This is a genomic window from Caulobacter sp. GW821-FHT10F06, from assembly GCF_058809215.1.
In genome coordinates, this window is the sequence record NZ_JBXASK010000004.1 from 510,049 (window position 1) to 532,747 (window position 22,699).

General features: G+C 68.8%; 27 protein-coding genes and 1 pseudogene. 12 read left to right on the forward strand and 16 right to left on the reverse strand.

Going from position 1 to position 22,699, the window contains the following annotated elements; all coding sequences use genetic code 11:
• Positions 1-2 precede the first annotated feature (2 nt).
• Genes AC1RUS_RS11685 through AC1RUS_RS11700 form a run of 4 tightly spaced genes read right to left on the reverse strand, consistent with a single transcriptional unit; the run spans position 3 to position 2,642 of the window.
• The gene (locus AC1RUS_RS11685; protein ID WP_492916185.1) at positions 3-740 is read right to left on the reverse strand and encodes a TVP38/TMEM64 family protein; all 738 of its coding nucleotides are present in this window, start codon (positions 738-740) and stop codon (positions 3-5) included.
• On the reverse strand, positions 737-1,792 hold the full coding sequence (locus tag AC1RUS_RS11690) for a quinone-dependent dihydroorotate dehydrogenase (RefSeq protein WP_492916187.1): 1,056 nt from the start codon (positions 1,790-1,792) through the stop codon (positions 737-739). Before AC1RUS_RS11690 ends, AC1RUS_RS11685 begins: the two co-directional genes overlap by 4 nt.
• A complete protein-coding gene (locus tag AC1RUS_RS11695; RefSeq protein WP_492916189.1) occupies positions 1,789-2,133 on the reverse strand; it encodes a DUF952 domain-containing protein in 345 nt (114 codons plus the stop codon). The genes AC1RUS_RS11690 and AC1RUS_RS11695 overlap by 4 nt, the downstream gene beginning before the upstream one ends.
• Entirely contained in the window at positions 2,130-2,642 is a 513-nt protein-coding gene (locus tag AC1RUS_RS11700) for a SixA phosphatase family protein (RefSeq protein ID WP_492916191.1), read from the reverse strand. Before AC1RUS_RS11700 ends, AC1RUS_RS11695 begins: the two co-directional genes overlap by 4 nt.
• Before the next feature lie 78 nt (positions 2,643-2,720).
• Between AC1RUS_RS11700 and metX the strand changes: the two genes are divergently transcribed.
• The 3 genes from metX to AC1RUS_RS11715 are packed head-to-tail and all read left to right on the forward strand — an operon-like array spanning position 2,721 to position 5,325.
• Positions 2,721-3,875: a homoserine O-acetyltransferase MetX gene (gene metX / locus AC1RUS_RS11705; RefSeq protein WP_492916194.1), complete on the forward strand. Its 1,155-nt coding sequence runs from the start codon at positions 2,721-2,723 to the stop codon at positions 3,873-3,875.
• Positions 3,872-4,531 carry a methionine biosynthesis protein MetW gene (metW, locus tag AC1RUS_RS11710; protein WP_492916196.1) on the forward strand — a complete coding sequence of 220 codons (660 nt, stop codon included), beginning with the start codon at positions 3,872-3,874 and terminating at the stop codon, positions 4,529-4,531. The genes metX and metW overlap by 4 nt, the downstream gene beginning before the upstream one ends.
• Positions 4,528-5,325 (forward strand): endonuclease/exonuclease/phosphatase family protein, encoded by a 798-nt coding sequence (locus AC1RUS_RS11715; RefSeq protein WP_492916198.1) that lies wholly within the window; start codon positions 4,528-4,530, stop codon positions 5,323-5,325. Before metW ends, AC1RUS_RS11715 begins: the two co-directional genes overlap by 4 nt.
• On the opposite strand, the gene AC1RUS_RS11720 is transcribed toward AC1RUS_RS11715, so the two are convergent.
• The 3 genes from AC1RUS_RS11720 to AC1RUS_RS11730 form a co-directional block, all read right to left on the reverse strand.
• Positions 5,261-6,772: a phospholipase D-like domain-containing protein gene (locus tag AC1RUS_RS11720; RefSeq protein WP_492916200.1), complete on the reverse strand. Its 1,512-nt coding sequence runs from the start codon at positions 6,770-6,772 to the stop codon at positions 5,261-5,263. The two genes, AC1RUS_RS11715 and AC1RUS_RS11720, sit on opposite strands and share 65 nt — an antisense overlap.
• Positions 6,773-6,876: 104 nt before the next feature.
• Complete coding sequence (locus AC1RUS_RS11725) at positions 6,877-7,221, reverse strand: P-II family nitrogen regulator (RefSeq protein WP_492916202.1); 345 nt, start codon at positions 7,219-7,221, stop codon at positions 6,877-6,879.
• Positions 7,222-7,290: 69 nt separating this feature from the next.
• On the reverse strand, positions 7,291-8,070 hold the full coding sequence (locus AC1RUS_RS11730; RefSeq protein WP_492916205.1) for a class I SAM-dependent methyltransferase: 780 nt from the start codon (positions 8,068-8,070) through the stop codon (positions 7,291-7,293).
• Between the two features lie 81 nt (positions 8,071-8,151).
• Here AC1RUS_RS11730 and gloB point away from each other — a divergent pair, with 81 nt between their 5' ends.
• From gloB to AC1RUS_RS11750, 4 genes are all read left to right on the forward strand, one after another.
• Entirely contained in the window at positions 8,152-8,898 is a 747-nt protein-coding gene (gene gloB / locus AC1RUS_RS11735) for a hydroxyacylglutathione hydrolase (RefSeq protein WP_492916207.1), read from the forward strand.
• Complete coding sequence (locus AC1RUS_RS11740) at positions 8,895-9,350, forward strand: cupin domain-containing protein (RefSeq protein ID WP_492916210.1); 456 nt, start codon at positions 8,895-8,897, stop codon at positions 9,348-9,350. Before gloB ends, AC1RUS_RS11740 begins: the two co-directional genes overlap by 4 nt.
• A gap of 107 nt (positions 9,351-9,457) precedes the next feature.
• Positions 9,458-9,898, forward strand: coding sequence for a hypothetical protein (locus tag AC1RUS_RS11745; RefSeq protein WP_492916211.1), 441 nt, complete (start codon positions 9,458-9,460; stop codon positions 9,896-9,898).
• 60 nt (positions 9,899-9,958) lie between these two features.
• Positions 9,959-11,185: an MFS transporter gene (locus tag AC1RUS_RS11750; RefSeq protein ID WP_492916213.1), complete on the forward strand. Its 1,227-nt coding sequence runs from the start codon at positions 9,959-9,961 to the stop codon at positions 11,183-11,185.
• Positions 11,186-11,187: 2 nt separating this feature from the next.
• On the opposite strand, the gene AC1RUS_RS11755 is transcribed toward AC1RUS_RS11750, so the two are convergent.
• The 5 genes and pseudogenes from AC1RUS_RS11755 to AC1RUS_RS11775 form a co-directional block, all read right to left on the reverse strand.
• The gene (locus AC1RUS_RS11755; protein WP_492916306.1) at positions 11,188-12,075 is read right to left on the reverse strand and encodes a LacI family DNA-binding transcriptional regulator; all 888 of its coding nucleotides are present in this window, start codon (positions 12,073-12,075) and stop codon (positions 11,188-11,190) included.
• Positions 12,052-12,228: pseudogene (locus AC1RUS_RS11760) on the reverse strand (LacI family DNA-binding transcriptional regulator); the annotation flags it as partial. The pseudogene AC1RUS_RS11760 and the gene AC1RUS_RS11755, both read right to left, overlap by 24 nt.
• A 57-nt stretch (positions 12,229-12,285) precedes the next feature.
• Positions 12,286-13,014, reverse strand: coding sequence for a DUF4908 domain-containing protein (locus AC1RUS_RS11765; protein ID WP_492916215.1), 729 nt, complete (start codon positions 13,012-13,014; stop codon positions 12,286-12,288).
• 239 nt (positions 13,015-13,253) lie between these two features.
• A complete protein-coding gene (locus AC1RUS_RS11770; RefSeq protein ID WP_492916218.1) occupies positions 13,254-13,979 on the reverse strand; it encodes a beta-ketoacyl-ACP reductase in 726 nt (241 codons plus the stop codon).
• An 85-nt stretch (positions 13,980-14,064) separates the two neighbouring features.
• Positions 14,065-15,240, reverse strand: a complete 1,176-nt coding sequence (locus AC1RUS_RS11775) for an acetyl-CoA C-acetyltransferase (RefSeq protein ID WP_492916220.1) — start codon at positions 15,238-15,240, stop codon at positions 14,065-14,067.
• 219 nt (positions 15,241-15,459) lie between these two features.
• On the opposite strand from AC1RUS_RS11775, the gene phaR reads away from it, so the two are divergent.
• Positions 15,460-16,122 carry a polyhydroxyalkanoate synthesis repressor PhaR gene (gene phaR / locus AC1RUS_RS11780; RefSeq protein WP_492916222.1) on the forward strand — a complete coding sequence of 221 codons (663 nt, stop codon included), beginning with the start codon at positions 15,460-15,462 and terminating at the stop codon, positions 16,120-16,122.
• A gap of 49 nt (positions 16,123-16,171) precedes the next feature.
• Complete coding sequence (locus AC1RUS_RS11785) at positions 16,172-16,489, forward strand: hypothetical protein (protein ID WP_492916224.1); 318 nt, start codon at positions 16,172-16,174, stop codon at positions 16,487-16,489.
• On the opposite strand, the gene AC1RUS_RS11790 is transcribed toward AC1RUS_RS11785, so the two are convergent.
• The 4 genes from AC1RUS_RS11790 to AC1RUS_RS11805 all read right to left on the reverse strand — a co-directional run bounded on the left by AC1RUS_RS11790 (position 16,486) and on the right by AC1RUS_RS11805 (position 19,679).
• Positions 16,486-16,797, reverse strand: coding sequence for a helix-turn-helix domain-containing protein (locus AC1RUS_RS11790; RefSeq protein WP_492916226.1), 312 nt, complete (start codon positions 16,795-16,797; stop codon positions 16,486-16,488). The two genes, AC1RUS_RS11785 and AC1RUS_RS11790, sit on opposite strands and share 4 nt — an antisense overlap.
• 150 nt (positions 16,798-16,947) lie before the next feature.
• A complete protein-coding gene (locus AC1RUS_RS11795) occupies positions 16,948-18,216 on the reverse strand; it encodes an acetyl-CoA C-acyltransferase (RefSeq protein WP_492916228.1) in 1,269 nt (422 codons plus the stop codon).
• A 206-nt stretch (positions 18,217-18,422) separates the two neighbouring features.
• Complete coding sequence (locus AC1RUS_RS11800) at positions 18,423-18,845, reverse strand: hypothetical protein (RefSeq protein ID WP_492916230.1); 423 nt, start codon at positions 18,843-18,845, stop codon at positions 18,423-18,425.
• A gap of 96 nt (positions 18,846-18,941) precedes the next feature.
• Complete coding sequence (locus AC1RUS_RS11805) at positions 18,942-19,679, reverse strand: glycosyltransferase family 2 protein (RefSeq protein ID WP_492916232.1); 738 nt, start codon at positions 19,677-19,679, stop codon at positions 18,942-18,944.
• A gap of 56 nt (positions 19,680-19,735) precedes the next feature.
• On the opposite strand from AC1RUS_RS11805, the gene AC1RUS_RS11810 reads away from it, so the two are divergent.
• The 3 genes from AC1RUS_RS11810 to AC1RUS_RS11820 are packed head-to-tail and all read left to right on the forward strand — an operon-like array spanning position 19,736 to position 22,694.
• On the forward strand, positions 19,736-21,427 hold the full coding sequence (locus AC1RUS_RS11810; RefSeq protein ID WP_492916234.1) for an ArnT family glycosyltransferase: 1,692 nt from the start codon (positions 19,736-19,738) through the stop codon (positions 21,425-21,427).
• Positions 21,424-22,323, forward strand: a complete 900-nt coding sequence (locus AC1RUS_RS11815) for a hydroxymethylglutaryl-CoA lyase (protein WP_492916236.1) — start codon at positions 21,424-21,426, stop codon at positions 22,321-22,323. The genes AC1RUS_RS11810 and AC1RUS_RS11815 overlap by 4 nt, the downstream gene beginning before the upstream one ends.
• Positions 22,320-22,694 carry a hypothetical protein gene (locus tag AC1RUS_RS11820; RefSeq protein WP_492916238.1) on the forward strand — a complete coding sequence of 125 codons (375 nt, stop codon included), beginning with the start codon at positions 22,320-22,322 and terminating at the stop codon, positions 22,692-22,694. The genes AC1RUS_RS11815 and AC1RUS_RS11820 overlap by 4 nt, the downstream gene beginning before the upstream one ends.
• Positions 22,695-22,699 lie beyond the last annotated feature (5 nt).

Consider the following 22,699-nt stretch of genomic DNA (forward strand, 5'->3'; position numbering starts at 1 on the left):
GGTTACTTCACGTCGACGTCGGGAGCAACGCGCGCCCGCCGCCAATGGCGCCACAGCGGCGGCAGAAACGCCAGAACGCCCATGCCGATGATGGGCACATAGATCCGTGGCGACAAAAGGGTTTCCAGCGACACAGGACCGCCCTGGGCGAAGACGTGGCCCAGGCCTGCGCCGATGCCGGCATAGACGAACGAGCTTGGGATCATGCCCAGGAACGAGGCCGCTAGGAACGTCCGCACCGGGATGGACATCAGGCCCGAGGCGACATTGACCAGCAGCAACGGAAAGGCCGGGATCAGGCGCAGGGTCAGCAGGTAGGAGAAGGCGTTGGCCTCGAAGCCGCGTTCGATCCGCAACAGCAGCGGATTGTCCCAGCGCCGCAGAAAGTCCGCGAAGGCTGTCCGGCAGACCAGGAAGACGACGGTCGAGCCGCCCGTGGCGCCGGTGACCGCCGCCGCCCCGCCGCCGATCGGACCGAACAGGAAGCCGCCCGAGAGCGACAGGATCAGCGCTCCGGGCAGAGAGACCGAGACCGTCGCCACATAGACGCCGATATAGATCAGCGCGCTGAGCAGGGGCTTCTCGCGGGCGAAGGCCTGCAGCCCCTCGCCCCGGGTCCGGAGCTCCTCAAGCGACAGATGTCCCGCCACCCCGCTGGCCAGCGCCCAGACGAACAGCGCGACGAGCACCGCCAGGGGCCCGAAGCGTCGCAACAGCGTCAGGGCTCGGTCGCGGGTCATGCGCCGACCGCGTCCTCGACACAGGCGAAGCCGTCGGCCCGCAGGCGCGCCGAGAGCTCGCGCTTGATGCGGACCACCAGGCCCGGACCGCCATAGACCAGCGCTGAATAGAGCTGCACGGCCCGCGCGCCGGCCCGGATCTTGGCGTAGGCCCCGGCGCCGTCGGCGATGCCGCCCGCCCCGATCAGGGCCGTCCGGCCGGCCGCCGCCGCATGGAAGCGCTTGAGCACCGCCGTCGACGGCTCCAGCAGCGGCGCGCCCGACAGGCCGCCGGCCTCGCCCTTGGCGGCCGAGGTCAGGGTCTCAGGCCGGGCGATGGTGGTGTTGCTGACGATGATCCCGTCCAGGCCGTTGGCCACGACGGTCTCGACGATGGCCTCGACCTCGCCGTCCTCCAGATCGGGCGCGACCTTCAGGAAGATCGGATAGTCGCTGGTCGAGCTGGCCCGCAGCGTGGCGCGGGTTTCGGCCATGCGGCCCAGGAGTTCCTCCAGCGCCGCCTTTGTCTGCAGGGCGCGCAGCCCCGGCGTGTTGGGCGAGGAGATGTTGGCGGTGAAATAGTCCGATAGGCCCCACAGGCGGGTCAGGCCGGTGACATAGTCTTCAATCCGGTCGGTCGCGTCCTTGTTGGCGCCGATATTGGCCCCGACGAAACCGTGACGGCCGGCGCGCTTGGACAGGCGATCGGCAAAGGCCTCCAGGCCCTCGTTGTTGAAGCCCATGCGGTTGATCACCGCCTTGTCCTGCGTCAGGCGAAACAGACGCGGACGCGGATTGCCGGCCTGGGGCAGCGGCGTGACGGTTCCGGCCTCCACGAAGCCGAAGCCGGCGGCCAGCATCGCGTCCGGAACCTCGGCGTTCTTGTCGAAGCCGGCGGCCAGACCGACGCAGCTGCTCAGGTGCATGCCGGCCAGGGTGATCGACAGGCGCGGGTCGGGCACGCCGCCTTCGCGTGGCCCCAGTCCGGCCTTCAGGCCCTTGATCGCCAGGCCATGGGCGTCTTCCGGATCGAAGGCGTGCAGCGCGCGGGCGGCGAGGTCGTGAAGGCTCATGCGGTAAGAACGCCCAACTGGGGCACGCCGTCGGCGTGGAGCTCAAGATCCTTGCGGGTCACGACCTCGGACGCCAGCAGGGGCCGATAGAGATGCGGGAACAGCGCCCCGCCGCGCGAGGCCTCCCATTTCAGGGAATCGCCCAGACCCTCGGCCTCGACGCCCAGCAGCACCAGGTCGGCCTGGCCGGCGAACCACTTGGCGGCGGTCTCCTGGGCCTGGTCGGCGCCGGACAGGTGGATGAAGCCGTCGGCCAGATCGACGGCCGAGCCCTCGAAGCGGCCGGCCGTCTCCGCCGCGGCCCACTCGGCGCGGGTCATGATCTTGTAGATCAGGGTCATTCGCCGCCGACTCCGCCGTGCTCGGACACATAGAACAGATGCTCCAGCACGGGCGGACCGCCAGAACCGAACGCGAAGACCACCGTGGTGGCTGTGGGAAACCGGCCCCGGATCTTGTTGAAGCTCACCGGCTCGGCCCCGCCCTGGATGGCCAGCCGCAGGGCCAGCTCGTGGAGGCCGGGGTTATGGCCGACGATCATGACGGTTCCGAACGGCTCGCCCTCATCCTCCAGCGCCGTGACCACCTCTTCGGGCTCGGCGTGATAGAGCTCGCGGCGGAACTCGGCGTTGGCGGTGGGAAAGGCGTCCAGCACGGCCGCCGTCGTCTCGCGGGTCCGGCGGGCGCTGGAGGCCAGCACCAGGTCCGGCGTCGCGCCGTGCGAGGCCAGCAGACGCCCCATCAAGGCGGCGTCGTCGCGCCCTCGTTCGGTGAGGCCACGCTCGAAGTCGCCGCCCGTGGCGGCCTGCCGTTCGGCCTGGCCGTGGCGCATGAGGATCAGACGGTCCATGCGACCTCCATAGCCTCCAGGCGGCCTGGCCGGAAGCGGGCGGTTGACACCTTCTTCGCCAAGCGGTCCAAGGCGCACATGGCTGATCTCGATTTGGCCTCGTCCGCGCTCAACGATGGCGGAACCTGGCGGTTTCCGGCGACAGAACCCCTGCGCCTCGATTCGGGCGGCGTCATCGCGGGGCTCGAGGTCGCCTACCAGACCTATGGCAGGCTCAACGCCGACCGCTCAAACGCGGTCCTGATCTGCCACGCCCTGACGATGGACCAATATGTCGCCTCCTCGCACCCGACCACGGGCAAGCCGGGTTGGTGGCCGCGACTGGTAGGCCCCGGCAAGCCGCTGGATCCCGAGCGGCATTTCATCATCTGCTCGAACGTCATCGGCGGCTGCATGGGCTCGTCGGGCCCGGCCTCGATCAATCCGGCCACCGGCAAGCCCTGGGCCCTGTCATTCCCGGTCATCACCATCGCCGACATGGTCCGGGCCCAGGCGATGCTGGTCACGGCGCTGGGCGTCGAGACCCTGTTCGCCGTGGTCGGCGGCTCGATGGGCGGGATGCAGGTCCAGCAGTGGGCCGTGGACTATCCCGAGCGGCTGGCCAGCGCGGTGATCATCGCCTCGGCCTCGCGACACTCGGCCCAGAACATCGCCTTCCACGAGGTGGGGCGCCAGGCGATCATGGCCGATCCCGACTGGCGCGGCGGGGCCTATGCCGACCATGGGACGCGGCCCGAAAAGGGCCTGGCCGTGGCGCGGATGGCCGCCCACATCACCTATCTGTCCGAGCCGGCCCTGCAGCGGAAGTTCGGCCGCGAGCTGCAGCGCGACGGCCTGTCGTGGGGCTTCGACGCCGATTTCCAGGTCGAGAGTTATCTGCGCCACCAGGGGGCCAGCTTCGTCGATCGCTTCGACGCCAACAGCTATCTCTACATCACGCGAGCCATGGACTATTTCGACATCGCCGCCAGCCACGGCGGCGTGCTGGCCAGCGCCTTCACCCGGGCCCGGCACATGCGGTTCTGCGTGCTGAGCTTCACCACCGACTGGCTCTATCCCACCGCCGAGAACCGCCACATCGTCCGCGCGCTTACGGCGGCCGGCTGCCGCGTGGCCTTCGCCGAGATCGAGAGCGACAAGGGCCACGACGCCTTCCTGCTGGACGAGCCGGTGATGGACGCGGCCCTGGCGGGCTTCCTGGGATCGGTCGAACGCGAGCGGGGGCTGGCTTGAACGTGGCGCGCGAAGATTTCCGCGAGATCCTGCGGCTGGTGCGGCCCGGGTCGCGCGTGCTGGACGTCGGCTGCGAGGAGGGCGCGCTGCTCGACCTGCTGGCCCGGGAGAAGCAGATCGACGGCCGGGGCCTGGAGATCAGCGCCAGCGGCGTGGCGGCCTGCATGGCGCGGGGCCTGTCGGTGGTGCAGGGCGACGCCGACCAGGACCTGGACCACTTCCCGGACAAGACCTTCGACTACGCGATCCTGTCCCAGACCCTGCAGGCCACCCGCCAGCCACGCCACGTGCTGGACGAGCTGCTGCGCATCGCCGACCGGGCCATCGTCTCGTTCCCCAATTTCGGCCACTGGCGGGTGCGCTGGTCGCTGCTGAGCCGCGGCCGGATGCCCGAGACCAAGGCCCTGCCCATGCCCTGGTGGTCGACACCGAACATCCACCTGTGCACCCTGGTCGACTTCCTGGCTCTCACCGACGACCTCAATGTCCGGGTCGACGCCTGCGCGGCCTTCGCGGGCCAGGGACCGGCCCGTCCGATCGATCCGTCCAGCCCGCTGGAAAACTGGCGGGCGGAGACCTGCCTGTTCATGCTCAGCCGAAATGGCGCCCCCGCCAGGGAACCTCCGCCGGCTTCAGGCGATCTCTTCGACGGATGAAACTCCGGCTGATGACCTACAACGTCCACCGCTGTGTGGGCACCGACCGCGCTCTCGATGTCGAACGCGTGGCGGAGGTCATCGCGGCCGAAAATCCGGACGTGGTGGCGCTTCAGGAGCTGGACGTCCTGCGCCGGCGCACCAAGCAGGTGGATCAGGCGCACCGCCTCGCCGAACTCCTGAAGATGAAGTCGCACTTCCACCCGGCCATGGCGGTCGAAGAGGAACTGTACGGCGACGCCATCCTGACCGCCCTGCCCGAGCGCCGGATCAAGGCCGCCGGCCTGCCGCTCTACAAGCGCATTCCCGGCCTCGAGCCGCGCGGGGCGCTGTGGATCGAGGTGATGGTCGGCGACACTCCGGTGCAGATCATCAACACCCACCTGGGCCTGGTGCCGCAGGAACAGAAGCGCCAGGCCGCCGCCCTGATCGGCGAGCGCTGGATGGCCTCGGAAGCCTGGACCGCGCCGGGCGTGCTGCTGGGCGATTTCAACGCCACGCCCTACTCGTCGACCTACCGGATGCTGCGCACCGCCCTCCGCGACGCCCAGACGCCGGGCGCGACGTGGAACAAGCCCGCCACGGCGACCTTTCCGTCCAACTTCCCGTTCATGCGCATCGACCACGTCTTCCTGACCAAGGGCCTGGAAACGGTGAGCGTGCGATCGCCCTACGATTCACGGGCTCGGGTGGCCTCCGACCACCTGCCGCTGGTGGTCGACCTGGAGATCACGGCTGCAGGTGGTCCGGCAACGCCGGCGGCGGCGCTGTCAGGCGAACCAGATCCCGTTTGAGGCGCTCGCGGCGGCCCCAGGGTCGCCAGGCGTCGTCGGGCGAGATGGCGTCGCCCAGGTTCCAGTCGGCGATGAACTGCTGGACGCCGGTCAGCTTGCGCACCGGCACGGGCTGCAGCCGGCGCGGCGGGCCGCCCTTGACGTCCAAGGCATGGATCGCCGCCGCCAAGCCGCCTTCCGTCTGCATGGCCTCCAGCACATCGATCGCGTCACGATTGATGAAGTGGCCGATCAGCCGGCCCAGGAAGGCTCGGATCACCTCCTTGTCGAGATCGTCCTTCGCCTCGATGGCCAGGTCGCATTCGGTGTCGAGACCGATCGAGCGGTTGTTGAGGTTGGCCGAGCCGACTCGCAGCATCCAGTCGTCCATGATCGCCACCTTGGAGTGGACGATGATCGGCCCGCCCTTGGGCGTGTGGGCGCTGAAGGCCGAGAACCGCTTGTGGACGTCGATCGATCGCAGCCGGTTGATCGCCGAGGTGCGGGCGCTGTCCATGGTGATCTGGTCGAAATAGCTGGGACTGCGCGCAGGACCGACCGTGACCACCTCGGGACCATCCGGCTCGGCCAGGCGCTCGGCCAGGGCTTCGACGATGATCGGCGAGGTCAGGTACTGGTTCTCCAGATAGATCAGCCGCTTGGCCGCACGGATGCCGGCCAGGTGCAGGCCCATGCTTTCGGTGATCTCGGGCAGATGCTTCCAGGCGGCCTGGGTGCGGGCGATGGCGACATCGACGCGGCGCAGGTCGGGCAGCAGGCCTTCGGGCCAGGGCGTTTCCTCGGGCCGTTCCGGCTGCGTCAGGGCCTCGCCGGTGGCGTTGCGCCAACGGTCGATGAACATGTCGCCCAGGGCCTGGGCCGCGCGACCGTCGACCAGCATGGCCACCTCGTGGCGGGCCGGATAGTGGCGACCGGTCGGCAGGCGGCGGCGGGGATCGTTGTCGAGGTGCTCGCAGGTGTCCCAGCGATCCACCCCGATGTCGCCGCCGCTGAGCAGGGCCGCCGCGCCGTCGATGACGACCACCTTCTGGTGATGGCAGGCCGAGTCCGGCAGTGTGTTGTCGAGTTGGTACTTGACCCGCGAGCCGGCGAAGAAGGCCGCGCCGCGCTGGGGTCCGAACAGCTGCGAAGCGGCGATCGGGAACGGCATGTCCCAGGTCAGGATCCGCACGTCCAGCGCCGGGTTCAGCGACGCCTGCCGACGCAGGATCAGGCCGATGCGGTCGGCGTGCTGGGGGTCGCGGCTCTTCTTGACGCGATCAGGATCCAGGCGCGTCAGCGGGTCGAACACCCAGGCCAGGATCCAGATCGAGCGCTTGGCCGCCAGCAGCAGCGGCTTCAGCGCGTCGAAGGTTTCGTCGTTGTCTATGAACAGGGCCAGCCGGTCGGCGGGCTCGACTCGCCAGCAACTGTAGCCGGGTCGAAAGACGGAAGAACGCTCGTCCATGACGCTCCTAGGGCGGTGAGACTCGACAACGCACGGACCCAGATTATGGCTCCGCTTGCGCCGAGTCTTCCGACCGAGTTCGCCTAAAAATTCGAAGTGAGCGCCTAGCCGGCGATGGCGGCGGCGTCGCGTTCGCCGGTGCGGATGCGCAGGGCCTGCTCCAGATCCATGACGAACACCTTGCCGTCGCCGATCTTGCCCGTGTTGGCGGTGCGCTGCAGGGCCTCGACCACGGGCTCGACCACGTCGGTCGGCACGGCGATCTCCAGCTTCACCTTCGGCAGCAGCTTCACCTCGTATTCGGCGCCGCGATAGACCTCGGTCTTGCCTTTCTGCCGGCCGTAGCCGCGCACTTCCGTCACCGTCAGGCCCGACGCGCCCGCCTCCGTGACCGCCTCGAGCACCGAATCCAGTCGGCTCGGCTTGATGATGGCGACGATCATTTTCATGGCGCGGCTCCCGCGGCTGACAGTTGTTACAAAACCCAAGCTAGGCCCCGAATGCGGCGCCTCCAAGTGTCATCCGTCTTCAACGCGCGCCGGCGCCTTTTGAACAGGCGCCTTGCGCGCGGGCGCGGGCCCGGCCGGGCTGGGGGCCAGGACGCCCGGCGCGAACACCCGGACCCGGGCGCGATGGCCGCGCGGCTTGACGGCGAAGGTCTGCTTGACCGCCTCCATCAGGATCAGTCCGGCGAAGCGCGGCCACAGGCGCGCGCCGACCTGCTCGAAACCCTCGGCCCAGCCCGCCGCCATCGGCAGCGGCGGCGCATAGAGGGCCCGCGTCCAGCCGGCGGGCTCCAGCTCGGCGTCGCGGATCAGGCGCTCCAGCTGGCTGCGGCTGAAGGGTCGGCCATGGCCGAAAGGCGTGCTCTCGGCCCCGGCCCAGACGCCGTCCCGCGAGGCGACGGCCACGATCAGGCGGCCGGTCGGCGCCATCACCCGGCCGATCTCGGCCAGGACGGCGGCCGGATCGTCGGCCTCTTCCAGCGCATGGACCGCCAGGACGCGGTCGAACATGGCGTTGGGCAGCGGCAGGGCGGTCTCTTCGACCAGGCAAGCCTGGTTTCGCTCGCCCAGCGGCCAGACCTCGACGCCCTGCGTCGCGGGCATGGCGGCCACCACGCGGCGGGCGGCCTTGCGGGCCGAATCAAGGAACGGCGTCGCATAGCCCACGCCCAGGACGTCGAGGCCCCGAGTGTCGCCCCAGGCCTCATCGACCTTGCGCGCCAGCATCAGCCGCGCGGCGCGGCCCAGCGGGGTGGCGTAGAAGGCTCTAAGGTCCAGCACGTCGCGACGCATTGAGTCTCCAGGCAGGCGAGTACATCTATGTAGGCGTTGGCGCCGTCGGCGTCACCGCCTCCCGCAACCGCAAGGCCGCTCATGTCGCTGACCGTCCACCAATTTCCCTGCCTGTCCGATAACTATGGCTTTCTCGTGCGCGACGAGGCCACCGGGAAGACGGCGACAATCGACACGCCCGACGCCGACGCGATCCTGGCGGAGCTCGACAAGCTGGGCTGGAAACTGGACCTGATCCTCAACACCCACTGGCATCCCGACCACGCCGGCGGCAACGCCGCGATCCAGGCCGCCACCGGCGCCACGATCATCGGCCCCAAGGAGGTCACCCGAATCGCGCCGCTGGATCGCGAGGTGGTCGAGGGCGACAGCGTCGCGCTGGGCGAGACCCTGTTCACGGTCATCGACACCGGCGGTCACACGCTGGGCCACATCGCCTATCACGACGCGGCCGACTCGATCGCCTTCGTCGGCGACACCCTGTTCGCCCTGGGCTGCGGCCGATTGTTCGAGGGCACAGCCGAACAGATGTGGGGCTCGCTCTCCAAGCTGACCGCCCTGCCCGACGCCACCACGGTCTATTGCGCCCACGAATACACCGCCTCGAACGCCCGCTTCGCCCTGTCGGTCGACGATGATCCGGCCCTGAAGGCCCGCGCCGAGCAGGTGTTCGCCGCCCGCGAGCGCGGCGAGCCGACGGTGCCCACCTCGATCGGCGCCGAGAAGGCCACCAACCCCTTCCTGCGCGCCCCGCTGCTGCGCCCCGGCCTGGAGCCCGCCATGGCCTTCGCCGAAATCCGCGCCGCCAAGGACGGCTTCCAGGGATGAGCGTCGCGTTGGGCATCTCCGGCGACCTGGGCGCCAAGGAAATCATCCGCATGCTGGACATGCAGCCCCATCCCGAAGGCGGTTGGTATCGCCGCACCTTCGAGGACGCCCCCGGCGAGGACGGCCGCCCAGCCTCGACGGCGATCTACTATCTGCTGGAGGCCGAGCAGATGTCGGCCTGGCATCGGGTCGACGCGGTCGAGATCTGGCACTATCACGCCGGCGCCCCGATCTCGATCAGCCTGTCGCCGCCCGACGGCAAGGGCGTGACGGCCCATGTTCTGGGTCCGGATCTTCGCGCCGGTTGCCGTCCCCAGATCGTTGTGCCGACCTTCTGGTGGCAAACCGCTGTCAGCCTGGGGGCCTGGACCCTGGTCGGCTGCACCGTCGCCCCCGGTTTCCGCTTCGAAGGCTTCGAGCTGGCCCCGCCGGACTGGCGTCCCACGCCCTGACCGGACTCGTTTCGGGTACCCCGAGGCGATTTACCGCACCCGCTATGCAATCCTTTTCATGCCGGTTCGCGGTACTAGGTTCGGCGAACCAGGGGTGGGTGCTTTTTATGTCTGACGACTACCATGACGCGCGCGCAGCGGTGCGCAGCGCCACGGACTACATTTTGCGTTGGGTCGAGATCTCCAACGAGGCCCATGGCGTCGATATCGTCTATTCGCTGGTGTTCACCACGCTCTGGGCCGGCAATGTCTCGCACCTGCGCGGCCGGGTCTATTCCGAGATCGACGACATCCCGCCCGACGACGAGCGCCGGCCGATCACCATTCGCCAGGTCGCCGATTCGCTGGGCCTGCCCTACGAGACCGTGCGTCGCCGCGTCGTCGAGATGCTGGAGCGCGGCGTCGCCAAGAAGATCGGCCGCGAAGGCTTCATCGTGCCCGGCGAGGTCCATGCCCGCCCCGAGATGCTGAACGCCCTGCGCCGCTCGCACACCAGCCTGCTGCGGTTCATGAAGGAGCTGAAGGTCCTGGGCATCGAGGCCAACTGACGGCCGCTCGCGCGCCGCGTCTCGACATGGCAGCCTGACGAGGCAGAGCGGGGCGGAAGCATGGAACAGGATCAGGGCGTGCGTCCGCGCGACATCCGGCGACTGCGCTGGCTGACCGGCCTGATGTTCCTGATGTTCGCGATGACCACCGATGCGGTCGGCGTGATCATTCCCAGCCTGATCCGCACCTTCGGCCTTTCACTGGCCTCGGCCAGCGCCTTCCACTACGCGACCATGGCCGGCGCGGGGCTGGCGGGCGTCGGCCTCGGCTTCCTGGCCGACCGACTGGGACGCGCGCCGACCATCGTCCTGGGCCTGGCGCTGTTCGCCGCCGCCTCGATGGTCATCGCCGCGACCCGGACCTTCGGCGTGATGCTGGTCCTGCTCTTCGCGTCGGGCGCGGCCATCGCGATCTTCAAGACCGGAGCCATGGCGCTGATCGGCGACCTGTCGCGATCGACGCGCGAACACACCGCCGCGATGAACGCCGTCGAAGGCTTCTTCGCGGTCGGCGCGATCCTGGGGCCGCTGATCGTCGGCGGCCTGCTTGAGGCTGGCGCCTCCTGGCGCTGGCTGTACGTCATCGTCGGCCTGCTCTGCCTGGGCCTGATCGCCGTCACCCTGCTGGCCCGATTCCCCGTCCGCGCCGCCTCCCGGCCGGAGGCCGTGACCCTGGGCGACACCTGGGCGGTGGCGCGCGATCCCCACGCCCTGACCTTCGGCCTGGCGGTGATGCTGTATGTCGGGGTCGAGACGGCGGTCTATGTCTGGCTGCCCACCCTGCTGACGGCGCGCGGCGCGACCGCCGGAGGGACGGCCGCCTACGCCCTGTCGGCCTTCTTCGCCCTGCGCGCCATCGGACGCTTCGCCGGAGCCTGGCTGCTGACCCGCCTGACCTGGACGCGGATCCTGGCGATCAGCGCCTGCGCGGTCCTGGCCTGCTTCTGCGGCGCCCTGGTGGGCGGCCTGGAGGCGGCGACCGTGCTGCTGCCGCTGTCGGGCCTCTTCATGTCGGTGATCTATCCGACCCTGAACTCCAAGGCGATCAGCGGCTTTCCCAAGGCCCGGCACGGGGCGGCGGCCGGGGTGATCCTGTTCCTGACCTGCGCCAGCGCCGTCGCCTCGCCCCTGGCCATGGGCGCGCTGGGCGACGCCTTCGGCGGCTCGCGGCCCGGCTTCCTGCTGGCGGCGGTCATGGCGGCGCTGCTGGCGGCGATGGCGATCGCCAACCTCATCTTCGACCCTAGCCGCCACCGCCTGTCCCAGCGCGAGGCGAGCGACTACTGAACTCAGGTGGTCGACCGGACGATCAGTTCGGCTGGCATGGTCGTGGACGGCGTGTCCTCGCCGCCGATGCGACGGAACAGCAGATCGGCCATCTTCCGGGCGCCCGCCTCCAGGTCCTGACGGACGGTGGTCAGGGGCGGCGTGCCCTGCCGGGCCAGGGCGATGTCGTCGTAGCCGACCACCGCGACATCCTCGGGCACGCGACGGCCGGCGTCCGTCAGCGCGCGGATGGCGGCCAGGGCGATGACGTCCGACACCGCGAAGATCGCGTCGAAGATCACGCCGGAGCGGATCATGACGCAGGCCGCCTCATAGGCGTTGTCGACCGAGAACGGCGCGGGCACGATCAGAGCCGGATCGATCGGCAGGCCGGCGCTCGCCAGCGCTGTCAGATAGCCTTCGCGACGAAGCGCCGCCTCGGGCGCGTCGGAGGCTCCCAGAAAGACGATGCGCTGGCGGCCGGACCGGACCAGGTGCTCGACCGCCGCCTTCGCGCCGCCGATGTTGTCGCCGCCGACGCTGCAATAGCGTTGGTCGGGCAGGTGTCCGCCCCAGACCACCATCGGCCGGTAGGTCTGGGCCGCCAGGTTCAAGGCTTGATGCTGGTTGCTCTGGCCGATGATCAGCAGGCCGTCCGCCCGCTGGGATTGGATCAGGCGATCCAGCCATCCCGGCTGCGGCGAGGCTACCTTGGTCAGCAGCACGGCGTAGTCGCGCAGGGTGAGCTCGTCGGCCAGGCGACCGACCATTTCCAGAAAGAACGGATCGGAGATCAGCTGCCCGGCCTCGTGGCCGAGGGGAATCACGACGCCGATGGTGTTGGTGCGGCGCAGCCTCAGGCTGCGGGCCGACTGGTTGACGACATAGCCGCTGGCCCTGGCCAGTTCCACGATCTCCTCGCGCAGAGCCTTGGGAATCAGGGTGTTGCCCGCCAAGGCCCGCGAGACGGTCGATATCGACACGCCCGCCATGCGCGCGACGTCCGCCATCTTCAGGCGGCCGCGTTCGGGAGACGATGGGTCGACGGGTTCGTCGGTGCTCATGAAGCGCCACAATAGACCGCTGCGGCCCAGGGAAAAGCGCTGTTTCGGTCGTTAGGGTTAGCGGTTGACGACCTTGATGATCCGCTTGGATGACGGACGTCCCGCCACGCCCTGTCCGGGCGCGTAGGTGACGATCAGCGCGCCGTTCTTGAAGGCGGCGCCGGGCTTGTCGCCCTCGGCCAGCAGCACGCGCATCACCTTGTTGATGTCCGAGCGATCGCCCTTGCGGACCATGCGCTCCAGAGCCTCGGCGGCGATGGTGGCGCTGTCGGCGATCAGCACAGAGGTTTCGGGACGGGCGTCCTGGACGGTCTCGAACGGAATCTGCCTCTGAGCCGCGCGGGTCACCCGGGTGGAGGCCTGGTACAGGCGCTGGAACAGCACGTTGATCGACAGCACGGCCGGCGGCTGCAGGGACTGGGCCTTACCGCTGAGCGCGGCGGCGGCGCCGTTGGGGCTTTCCTCGGTGAAGAGGATCATCCCGCCCAGCTTGGTGGCGCGCAGCACCGGCTCGCCCATCTCGTTGCGATAGATGACGTCGCCGCGCGAGGCCGGTTGCGGCGACAGCACCCAGATCTCCGGGCTGTTGTCGAATTTCAGCAGCGGCATCGACGAGGCGCGGTCCAGAACGAAGGCGCTGCCGGTCTCGGAGACGTAACGGGCCACCGGCGGCGGAGCCGGGCGACGCGAGGCGGAAAGACCGTGGTGACCGAGCAGCGCGTCGCGCAGGGACTGGGCGGCCTGCTGGGCGCTGGCCGGCGAAGCGATCGCGAGGATGGCGATCATCGCGAGGACGCAATTCGCCCTCCAGTCGCCCTTCTCCGCCATCGAACTCTTCATGCGACCGTCTTGCCCGCCGACTAGGGCGAATCTTGGACGGCCGGTCCCATGAACTCGTCGAACGCGCAGCCGTCGCCTCATGGCCAAGGTTTCACGATGAAACCATCGGATCGTCAACCGTAACAATGACGGCCCGCTCGCCAGGCGACCGGGCCGTCTCTGGGTTGGATCGTCCGTCGAGACCGCTAGGCGGCCATGTACTGTCCGCCGTTCAGGGACAGGGTGGCGCCGGTCACGAAGCCCGCGCGCTCGCCTGCCAGGAACGAGACCATGTCGGCGATCTCCTCGCCCTTGCCCAGGCGGCCGACGGGAATGCCGCCGATGATCTGGGCCAGCACGTTTTCCGGCACGGCCGCGACCATCTCGGTGTCGATATAGCCAGGGCAGATCACATTGACCGTGACCCCCTTCTTGGCGTTTTCCAGGGCCAGGGCCTTGGTGAAGCCGATCAGCCCGGCCTTGGCGGCCGAGTAATTGGTCTGGCCCATCTGGCCCTTCTGGCCGTTGATCGAGCTGATGTTGATGATCCGGCCCCAGCCGCGATCCCGCATGCCCTCGATGACCGGGCGGGTCATGTTGAAGGCGCTGTCCATGTTGACCCGGATGACTTCCGACCACTGCTCGTAGGTCATCTTGTGCAGCATGCCGTCGCGCGTGATGCCAGCGTTGTTGATCAGCACGTCGACGGGGCCAAGCTCGGCCTCGACCTTCTTGACCGCGGCGGCGCAGTCGTCGAACGAACCGACATTGCCCTTCACGACCATCACGCCCAGGGACTTGGCGCAGGCCGCGGCGGCCTCTTCATTGCCGGAATAGCCGGCGGCGACCTTCATGCCGTCGGCGACGAGGCGCTCGCAGATCGCGCGACCAATCCCCCGCGTGCCGCCGGTCACGAATGCAACTCTCGTCATGTGTCTCTCCCGATTTTTCTTATGGTTCGCGTGATCGCCGCGCCAGGGCAAGCGCCCTGACGCTGCGTCAACGCGTTTTATTTCGTCAGACAGCCTCGACGCACATGGCCACGCCCATGCCGCCGCCGATGCACAACGTCGCCAGGCCCTTCTTGGCGCCCGAGCGCTTCATCTCGTGCAGCAGGGTGGTGAGGATGCGCGCGCCGGACGCGCCGATCGGGTGGCCGATGGCGATGGCGCCGCCGTTGACATTGACCTTCGAGGTGTCGAGGCCCAGTTCGCGGACGACGCACAGCGACTGGGCGGCGAAGGCTTCGTTGCTCTCGACGAGGTCGAGGTCGGCGACGGTCCAGCCGGCCTTTTCCAGGGCCTTCTTGCTGGCCGGGATCGGACCCGTGCCCATGATCTCCGGCTCGACGCCGGCATTGGCCCACGAGGCGATCCGGGCCAGAGGCTTCAGCCCGCGCTTGGCCGCCTCGTCGGCGCTCATCAGGACCAGGGCGGCGGCGCCGTCATTGAGGCCCGAGGCGTTGGCGGCGGTGACCGAGCCGTCCTTGGTGAAGGCCGGACGCAGGCCCGAAATGGCCTCCAGGGTCACGCCGTGGCGGATGAACTCGTCCTTGTCGACCACGGTGTCGCCCTTGCGGCCCTTGACGGTGACCGGCGCAATCTCGTCGTCGAACTTGCCGGCCTTCTGGGCCGCTTCGGCCTTGTTCTGGCTGGCGACGGCGAAGACGTCCTGGTCGCCGCGGGTGATCTGCCAGCGGCTGGCGATGTTCTCGGCGGTCTGGCCCATGTGATAGCCGTGGAAGGCGTCCCACAGGCCGTCCTTGATCATGGTGTCGACGAACTGCAGGTCGCCCATCTTCTGGCCGCCGCGCAGGTTCTGGGCGTGGGGCGCCTGGCTCATGCTCTCCTGGCCGCCGGCCACCACGATATTGGCGTCGCCGGTCTGGATCTGCTGGGCCGCCAGGGCCACGGCGCGCAGGCCCGAGCCGCACAGCTGGTTCAGGCTCCAGGCCGGGCTCTCGACCGGGATGCCGGCGTTGACCGAGGCCTGGCGGGCGGGGCCCTGGCCGGCGGCGGCTTGCAGCACCTGGCCCAGGATCACTTCGTCGACGTCGGCGGCGGTGATGCCGGCGCGCTCGATGGCGGCCTGGATGGCGACCTTGCCCAGCTCGGAGGCGGGCAGGCTGGACAGGGCCCCGTTGAACGAACCGACCGGCGTGCGGGCGGCGGAAACAATGACGATGTCGCTCATGGTGGAAGCTCCCGTGACGGTCTGGCAGGACGCTCTAAGGGTCGTGGCGCCCGTGTTTTTGCAGTGCGAAAGCAACATGCATTTTCGCACCCTGTTCGTCACGACGCCATTTTCACCACCTATCGAGCGCTGGAAGTGTTCTGACCACTGGCGTCATGCCTTAGCATTCGCGATAGTGCGTTGCGAAAAGCGGGCGACACCGCTGTCCTAGGGAACGAAATGTCCGAGAACCCTGAAAAAGGCGAAACGGCCGCCAGCGGTGAAAAGCCGACCGGCCAACGCGTGATCATCAAGAAATACGCCAACCGTCGCCTCTACAACACCGCGTCCAGTTCGTACGTCACCCTCGAGCACCTGTCGGACATGGTGAAGGAGGGCGTCGACTTCGTGGTCTATGACGCCAAGTCCAACGACGACATCACCCGCTCGGTCCTGACCCAGATCATCTTCGAGGAAGAGAACCGGGGCGGCGGCCAGAACCTTTTGCCGATCCAGTTCCTGCGCCAGCTGATCGGCTTCTACGGCAACTCCATGCAGGCCTTCCTGCCCAGCTATCTGGAGATGTCGCTGGAGAGCTTCACCAAGCAGCAGGAGCGCATGCGCACCCAGTTCGCGGGCATGACCCCCGGCAAGATCCCGCCGCTGGGCGTTGGGGTCTACGAGGAGCAGGTCCGCCAGAACATGGCCCTGTTCGACCGGGCCATGAAGATGTTCTCCCCCTTCGCCTATGCTCGTCCCGAAGACGGCGGAGCCGCCGCCCCCAATGCGCCGGAACCGGCTCCGGCCGCGCCCGCCCCGCCCAGCGAGGACTCCCTGGCCGATCTGAAGCGCCAGCTGGAAGCCATGCAGCAGCAGATCGAGAAGCTGGCCACCAAGCCTTAACCACGCCGGCACAGTCGTTCTTAACGGTCGGGGCCCTAGGCTCTTCACCATGAACGGCCCCATCGACCCCTTGCGACGCGCCGGCCCGGCGCGTCGGGCGCTTCCGGCGCCTCGGGACTCCCATCGTCGCGAAGACGAGGAGGAAGAGGTCGTCTATGTGCGCGAGGAGCAACCCGCGCCACCGCCCCGCAAGGAAGGCTTCGCCGCCTTCGCCGCTCACCTGATGGGTCAGCCTGGTCAGAAGCGCGGCCTGCGCGGTGGGCAGGAAGTGCTCGACTCGGCGCGTTCGACCTATCTCGGGACGGAATATTCCGGCGAGGCCGACCGTCGTCCCAAGGCGGGCCTGCTGAAGAAGACCGAGATCTAGCCTTCCAGGCGCGCCAGCCGCGCCTCCAGCTCGGCCACCCTGGCCTCCAGCGCCGCAATCCGTCGGCCCTGCGCGTCGGTCGGATCGGGCGGCGCCCGCACCCCGGCCCGCAAACCCGCCTCGGCCGGCGACACGCCCAAAAGTTCAGCGAAAGCCGTCAGTTCCTGCCAGGACAGCTCACGCTGGTCCTTGAAGGCCAGGGCCAGCTCGGCCTCGGTCATGTGGGCCACGGCGGCCAGGACCGCCCGACTGAGGCCGCGTTCGGCCAGCCGCGCATCGTACCATGACTGGTCGAAGAACAGCGCCATCAGGCCGCGCCGCCGTCCCGGCCGGCTTGGCGCCAGTCTTGCTTAATCGTTGGTGAATTCATCGCCGACGAGTGCTCCCATGCTGACCGCCGCCATCCGCTTCCTCGACATCGCAGTGGTGACCCTGATCTTCACGGCCCTGACCTAAGGCTAGCTGTTCTCCAGCAGCATCATCGTGCCTTGGCCACCGTCGGCGCAGATGCTGACGATGGCCTTCTCGCCCTTGGGCCGGGCCGCCAGTTCCTTGACCGCCTGACTGAGGATGCGCGCGCCCGTCGCGCCGAACGGGTGGCCGACCGCCAGGCTGCCGCCGGTGGGATTCATCCGCTCGCGCGGGAAAGCGCCCAGGTCCGCCGTGACGCCCGCCTTGTCCTCGACGAAGGCCGGCGTGGTCCAGGCCGCGATATGCGACAGCACCTGGGCCGCGAAGGCCTCATGGATCTCCCAAAGCCCGATGTCGCCATAGGTCAGGCCGTTACGGGCCAGCAGGCGCGGCACGCCGTAGGCCGGAGCCATCAGCAGCCCTTCGTGGCGCAGGTCGATGGCGGTGACCTCATAGTCGACGACCTTCACACGCGGCGTGCCCTCGGGCAGACGCGCCAGCCCCGCCTGGGACGCCACCCAGATCGCCGCCGCCCCATCGGTCAGGGGTGAGGAATTGCCAGCCGTCAGCGTGCCCTTGCCGCTGGTCTTGTCGAAGGCCGGACCCAGCTTGGCCAGCTTCTCCAACGTGGAGTCCTTGCGCGGGATCGTGTCGCGCTTGACCACGCCCAGCGGGATGACCAGGTCGTCGAAGAAGCCGGCCTCCCAGGCCTTGACCGCGTTCTGGTGGCTCTCGAAGGCGATCTGGTCCTGGTCGGCGCGGGCCAGGCCCCATTCCTTGGCCGTGATCTCCGTGTGCTCGCCCATCGACAGGCCCGTGGTGCGGTTGGCCACCTTGGGGATCCACAGCTTCAGGTCGGACGGCTTCAGCTTGCCCAGATGCGCCAGCTTCTGGCCGACCGTCTTGGCGCTCTGGAAGCCCTTCAGCCAATCGGAGAAGGCGATGCTGGCGCCCACCTGCACCCGGCTCATGCTTTCGACGCCGCCGACCAGGGCCAGATCCCGGCCGCGTCCGTCGATCATGCCGGCCGCCTCGATCACCCCGGCCATGCTGGTCGAGCAGGCCATCACCGTCGAGAAGGCGGGGATGGTCGCGTCGCCGCCGGCGTCCAGCAGCACTTCACGGGCCAGGTTGCTGAAGGTCAAGTTGGGGATCACCGTGCCCCAGATCGCGAAGTCCGGCCGCGCCTTGGCCAGCATGGCCTGGACCACGGGAACCGACAGGCCGATCGCGTCATAGGCGGCCAGCGATCCGTCGACCTTGGCGAAGGGCGTGCGCACCCCGGCGGCGAGCCAGATGTCGGTCTTGTCGGCCATGGGAGGTTCCGATCCTGAAGCTTTACGAGGCAGTCAGCAGATCAACACCAATCCGGGGGGTCTTGTCGATTTCCGCCTTGGCCAACGCGCCGACGAACACGGCTTCGCCGCTTCAGGCGGCATGGACCGCTGAGGTGCTGGGGAGACAGGGAATAGGCTGCGCGCCCCTCTTCCTCTCGATGGAGGAAGGGTGAGGTCATTCGAACCTAGTGATCGCCGAAATCTACGTCGCGGCGGGCGGCGACGATGGTGACGATGAAGCCGGCCAGGACGTCCAGCAGGACCATGGTGGTCAGCAGGAAGAAGGTCGACGTGGCGAAGGCGGGAGCCAGCAGGAACTCGACCAGGCAGCCGATGAACAGCACCATCGACAGCGAGTGGTTGATGATCGCGATCTTGCGGCTGGTGGTCGACTTCAGGAGTTCGACGAACAGCACCACCAGCGAGGCGGCCAGCAGCAGGTCGCTGAGGCTGACCGCCCAGTCGACCCGCGAGGTCATGTGGATGGTGAACAGGGTCTCGGTCAGGCGTGCGTGCGCCTCGGTCGACTTGAAGGCCCCGGTCAGGGTCAGAGCGATCAGATTATAGACCAGCACCGGCAAGGCCAGCAGCGGAACCGCAGCGAACATAGGACGTCCCCCTTTGGCGTGAGCTGAAGACCTCATGCCATGGTTAAGCCGTAGCGGTTATTTTGGTTTCGGTGAAGCCGCCTCGCCTGTCGCGAGTTACGCCTCGTCGACGCCCTGAGGATTGCGGGCCCGGGTCTGCAGCCACATCACGCCCAGCAGGTCGGACACCGAAGCCTTCAGCCGGCCGAAGTTGGTGTATTTCGACACCCCGCTCTCGCGATGCCGGTGGTTGACCGGCTGGAACGCCACCTCATAGCCCTCGCGCAGCATCAGGGCCGGGATGTAGCGGTGGATGTGATCGAAGTACGGCAGGCGCAGGAAGGCCTCGCGGCGGAAGGCCTTCAGGCCGCAGCCGGTGTCGTTGGCGGTGTCGTGCAGCAGGCGCTTGCGGACGCCGTTGCCGAACCTGGAAGCGAAGCGCTTGGCGCTGCTGTCCTGGCGCTTGACCCGCTCGCCGCCGACCAGGGCCAGGGTGGCGGGACCGGCGGCCAGGGCCTTGGCGAGACGGGGCGCGTCGGCCGGATCGTTCTGGCCGTCGCCGTCCAGGGTGATGATGATCGGCGCCCGGGCGGCGAGAACGCCGCTGCGTACGGCGCGGCTCTGGCCCGAGTTCTTGCGGTGGCCCAGGACGCGCAGCTGCGGAATCTCGGCCTTCAGCGCCACCAGCAGAGCCTTGGTGTCGTCGCGGCTGGCGTCGTCGACGAAGATGATCTCGTGGTTCTCGCCGGCGAAGGCGGTCGCGATCTCGCGGACCAGGGCCGGCGCTGCGCCGCCCTCGTCGAAGACGGGCACGACGATCGAATAGTCAGGCGTGGCGGAGGCGGCGGCGGTCATCGCCCTCTCATACCGGAAAAATCGCCACACGAAAGGATCGTGCTATTCCATGCGCCATGACGCTTGAATCTCGCCTGGATGACTGGAGCCGTGGCTGGCGCGGCCCGTTGTTCGCCGCGTTGGTGGCCCTGATCGCCGGCCTGCCCGGCCTGTTCGCCATGCCGCCCCTGGACCGCGACGAGTCGCGCTTCGCCCAGGCCACCGCCCAGATGCTGGAGACCGACGACCTGGTGGTCATCAAGTTCCAGGACCAGCCGCGCTTCAAGAAGCCGGTCGGCATCCACTGGCTGCAGGCGGCCAGCGTCTCGGCGTTCTCGGCCGCCGAGAACCGGGGCATCTGGGCCTATCGCATCCCGTCGCTGCTGGGCGCGATGCTGGCGGCAGCGGCCTGCGCCTGGGGCGCGGCGGCGTTGCTGGACCCGCGCACCGGCCTGCTGGCCGGTTCGATCCTGGGGGCCACCTTCCTGCTGTCGACCGAGGCCTTCATCGCCAAGACCGACGCGGCGCTGTGCGGCTCGACCACCCTGGCCATGGGCGCCCTGGCGCGGATGTACGCCGACCATCTGGCCGGCGGGAAGCCCAACAACTGGACCAAGCTGGCCTTCTGGGCCGGACTGGCCGTGGCCGCCCTGATCAAGGGTCCCGTCGGCCTGTTGACGGTGCTGATGGCCGCGCTGGCCCTGTGGGCCTGGGACCGCAAGGGCGCGTGGCTGAAGGACCTGGGATGGGGCTGGGGCCTGATCCTGTTCGCGGCCATCGTGCTGCCGTGGGCGATGATGATCACCGTGGCCACTGACGGCGCGTTCTGGGGCACGGCGATCGCCGGCGACCTGGCGCCCAAGATGGCCGGCGGTCAGGAGGGGCATGCCGGTCCGTTCGGCTATCACGCCTTGATAACCCCGCTTCTGACCTATCCGGCCACCCTGTTGCTGCCGGCCGGCCTGGTAATAGCCTGGAAGGGCCGGGCCGAGCCGGGCGTGCGCTTCGCCGTCTGCTGGCTGGTCCCGACCTGGCTGATGTTCGAGCTGCTGCCGACCAAGCTGGCCCATTACACCCTGCCCGGCATGGGCGGTATGGCCATGCTGATGGCGACGGCCGTGCGCGAGCCGCTGGGAAATCTTGTCCGCCGCCTGGGCGCGGGCCTGACCGTCTTCGTTTCGCTGCTGCTGGCCGCCGTGGCGGTGTACGGCATGAAGATGTTCGGCCAGGGCGCCGATCTGATCTGGACGGCTCTGACCGTGATCCTGCTGCTGGCGGCCGGCGCGACGGGCGCGATCCTGCTGCTGCGCCGGCAATCGGCCCGCGCCCTGGTGATCTCCGGCGCCCTGGGCGTCGCCGCCCACGCCAGCCTGGTGGGCGGACTGCTGCCGCACCTGGAGCCGCTCTTCCTCTCCAAGGACATCGCCGACGCCCTGGATCGCGCCAAGCTGTCGCCGCGCTCGGGGGCGCCGGGCCCCGTGGCGGTGACCGGCTATTCCGAGCCGAGCCTGGTCTTCCTGCTGGGCACCGCCACCGAGCTGACCAATGGCGAGAACGCCGCCCAGGCGATCGTTCAAGGCCGGCCGGCCGTGGTCGAGGGCCGCGAGCAGGCGGTGTTCCTCAAGGCCCTGGCGGCCGAGGGCCTGACGCCGCGCCCCGTCGCCGTGGTCCAGGGTCAGAACTATTCCGACGGCGACAATGAGCGCCTGACGATCTATCGCGGCGAGCCGCAGGAGACGCCGGAGCCCGAACCGGAGGATCGCCCATGAGCCGCTTCATCCAGATCGTCGAGGTCGGGCCGCGCGACGGTCTGCAGAACGAGAAGCTCTCGCTGTCGGTCGACGAGAAGCTGGACCTGATCCGCCAGCTGGAGGCCGCGGGCGCGCGGCGCACCGAGGTGGTGTCGTTCGTCAATCCCAACCGCGTGCCGCAGATGGCGGGAGCGGAGGAGATCATGGCGGCCCTGCCGTCCGACCTGACCCATTCGCGCATCGGGCTGGTGCTGAACATGCGCGGCTGGGAACGGTGCGTGGCGGCCCAATGCGACGAGGCCAATGTCGTCGTCTGCGCCACCGACGGCTTCGGCACGCGCAACCAGGGCTCGACCGTCAGCCAGCAGATCGACGCCTTGGCCGGCATCGTCGAGCGCCAGGCGGTCGAGGGCGGGCCACCGATCACCGCGACCATCTCGGTGGCCTTCGGCTGTCCGTTCGATGGCGAGGTGTCGGAAGATCAGGTCGTGGCCATCGTCCGCGAAGCGGCCGCCCTAAACGTGCCCGAGATCGCCATCGCCGACACCATCGGGGTCGCCGATCCCTGGACCGTCCGCAAGCGGATCGAGGCCGTGCGCGCCGCCGCGCCGGACGCCCGGCTGCGGATGCACTTCCATGACACCCGCAACACCGGCCTGGCCAACGCCTTCGCCAGCGTCGAGGCCGGAGTCGATGTGCTGGACGCCTCGGTCGGCGGCCTGGGCGGCTGTCCGTTCGCGCCGAACGCCACCGGCAATATCGGCACCGAGGATCTGGTCTACATGCTGGAGCGGGCCGGGTTCGAGACCGGATACGATCTTGAGGCGTTGATCAGGATCGGGCGTGCGATCAGCGAGCGCCTGGGCAAGGCGCCCGCCTCGTCCCTGTCCCGCGCCGGAGGTTTCCCCGCATGACCCGCCTAGCCGCTCTCGCCGCCGGCGCCGCCCTCACCCTGCTGGGGGCCTGCGCGACCACGCCCGCCGCCCAGGCCGGCGCGGTCTGCGATGTCACCGTGAAGTTCGGTAGCTACGGCATGGGGATTGACCGGACCTTGGCCGACAGGGTCGACGCGGCGACCAGGGCCGATCGCGACCTGGCCCGGGTGGAGCGCAAGCCCTGGGGCCGCGAGGGCGAATACGACCTGTGTTTGTCGGCCAAGCCCGGCCGCAGCGCCACGGCGATCTATCAGCGCTATCGGGCCATGTTGCCCGGCAAAGCGCTGAAGGCCCCGACCTCGATCACGGGTCCGAACGGGCTGATGTACGAGACGATCGCGCCGATGTGACGGAG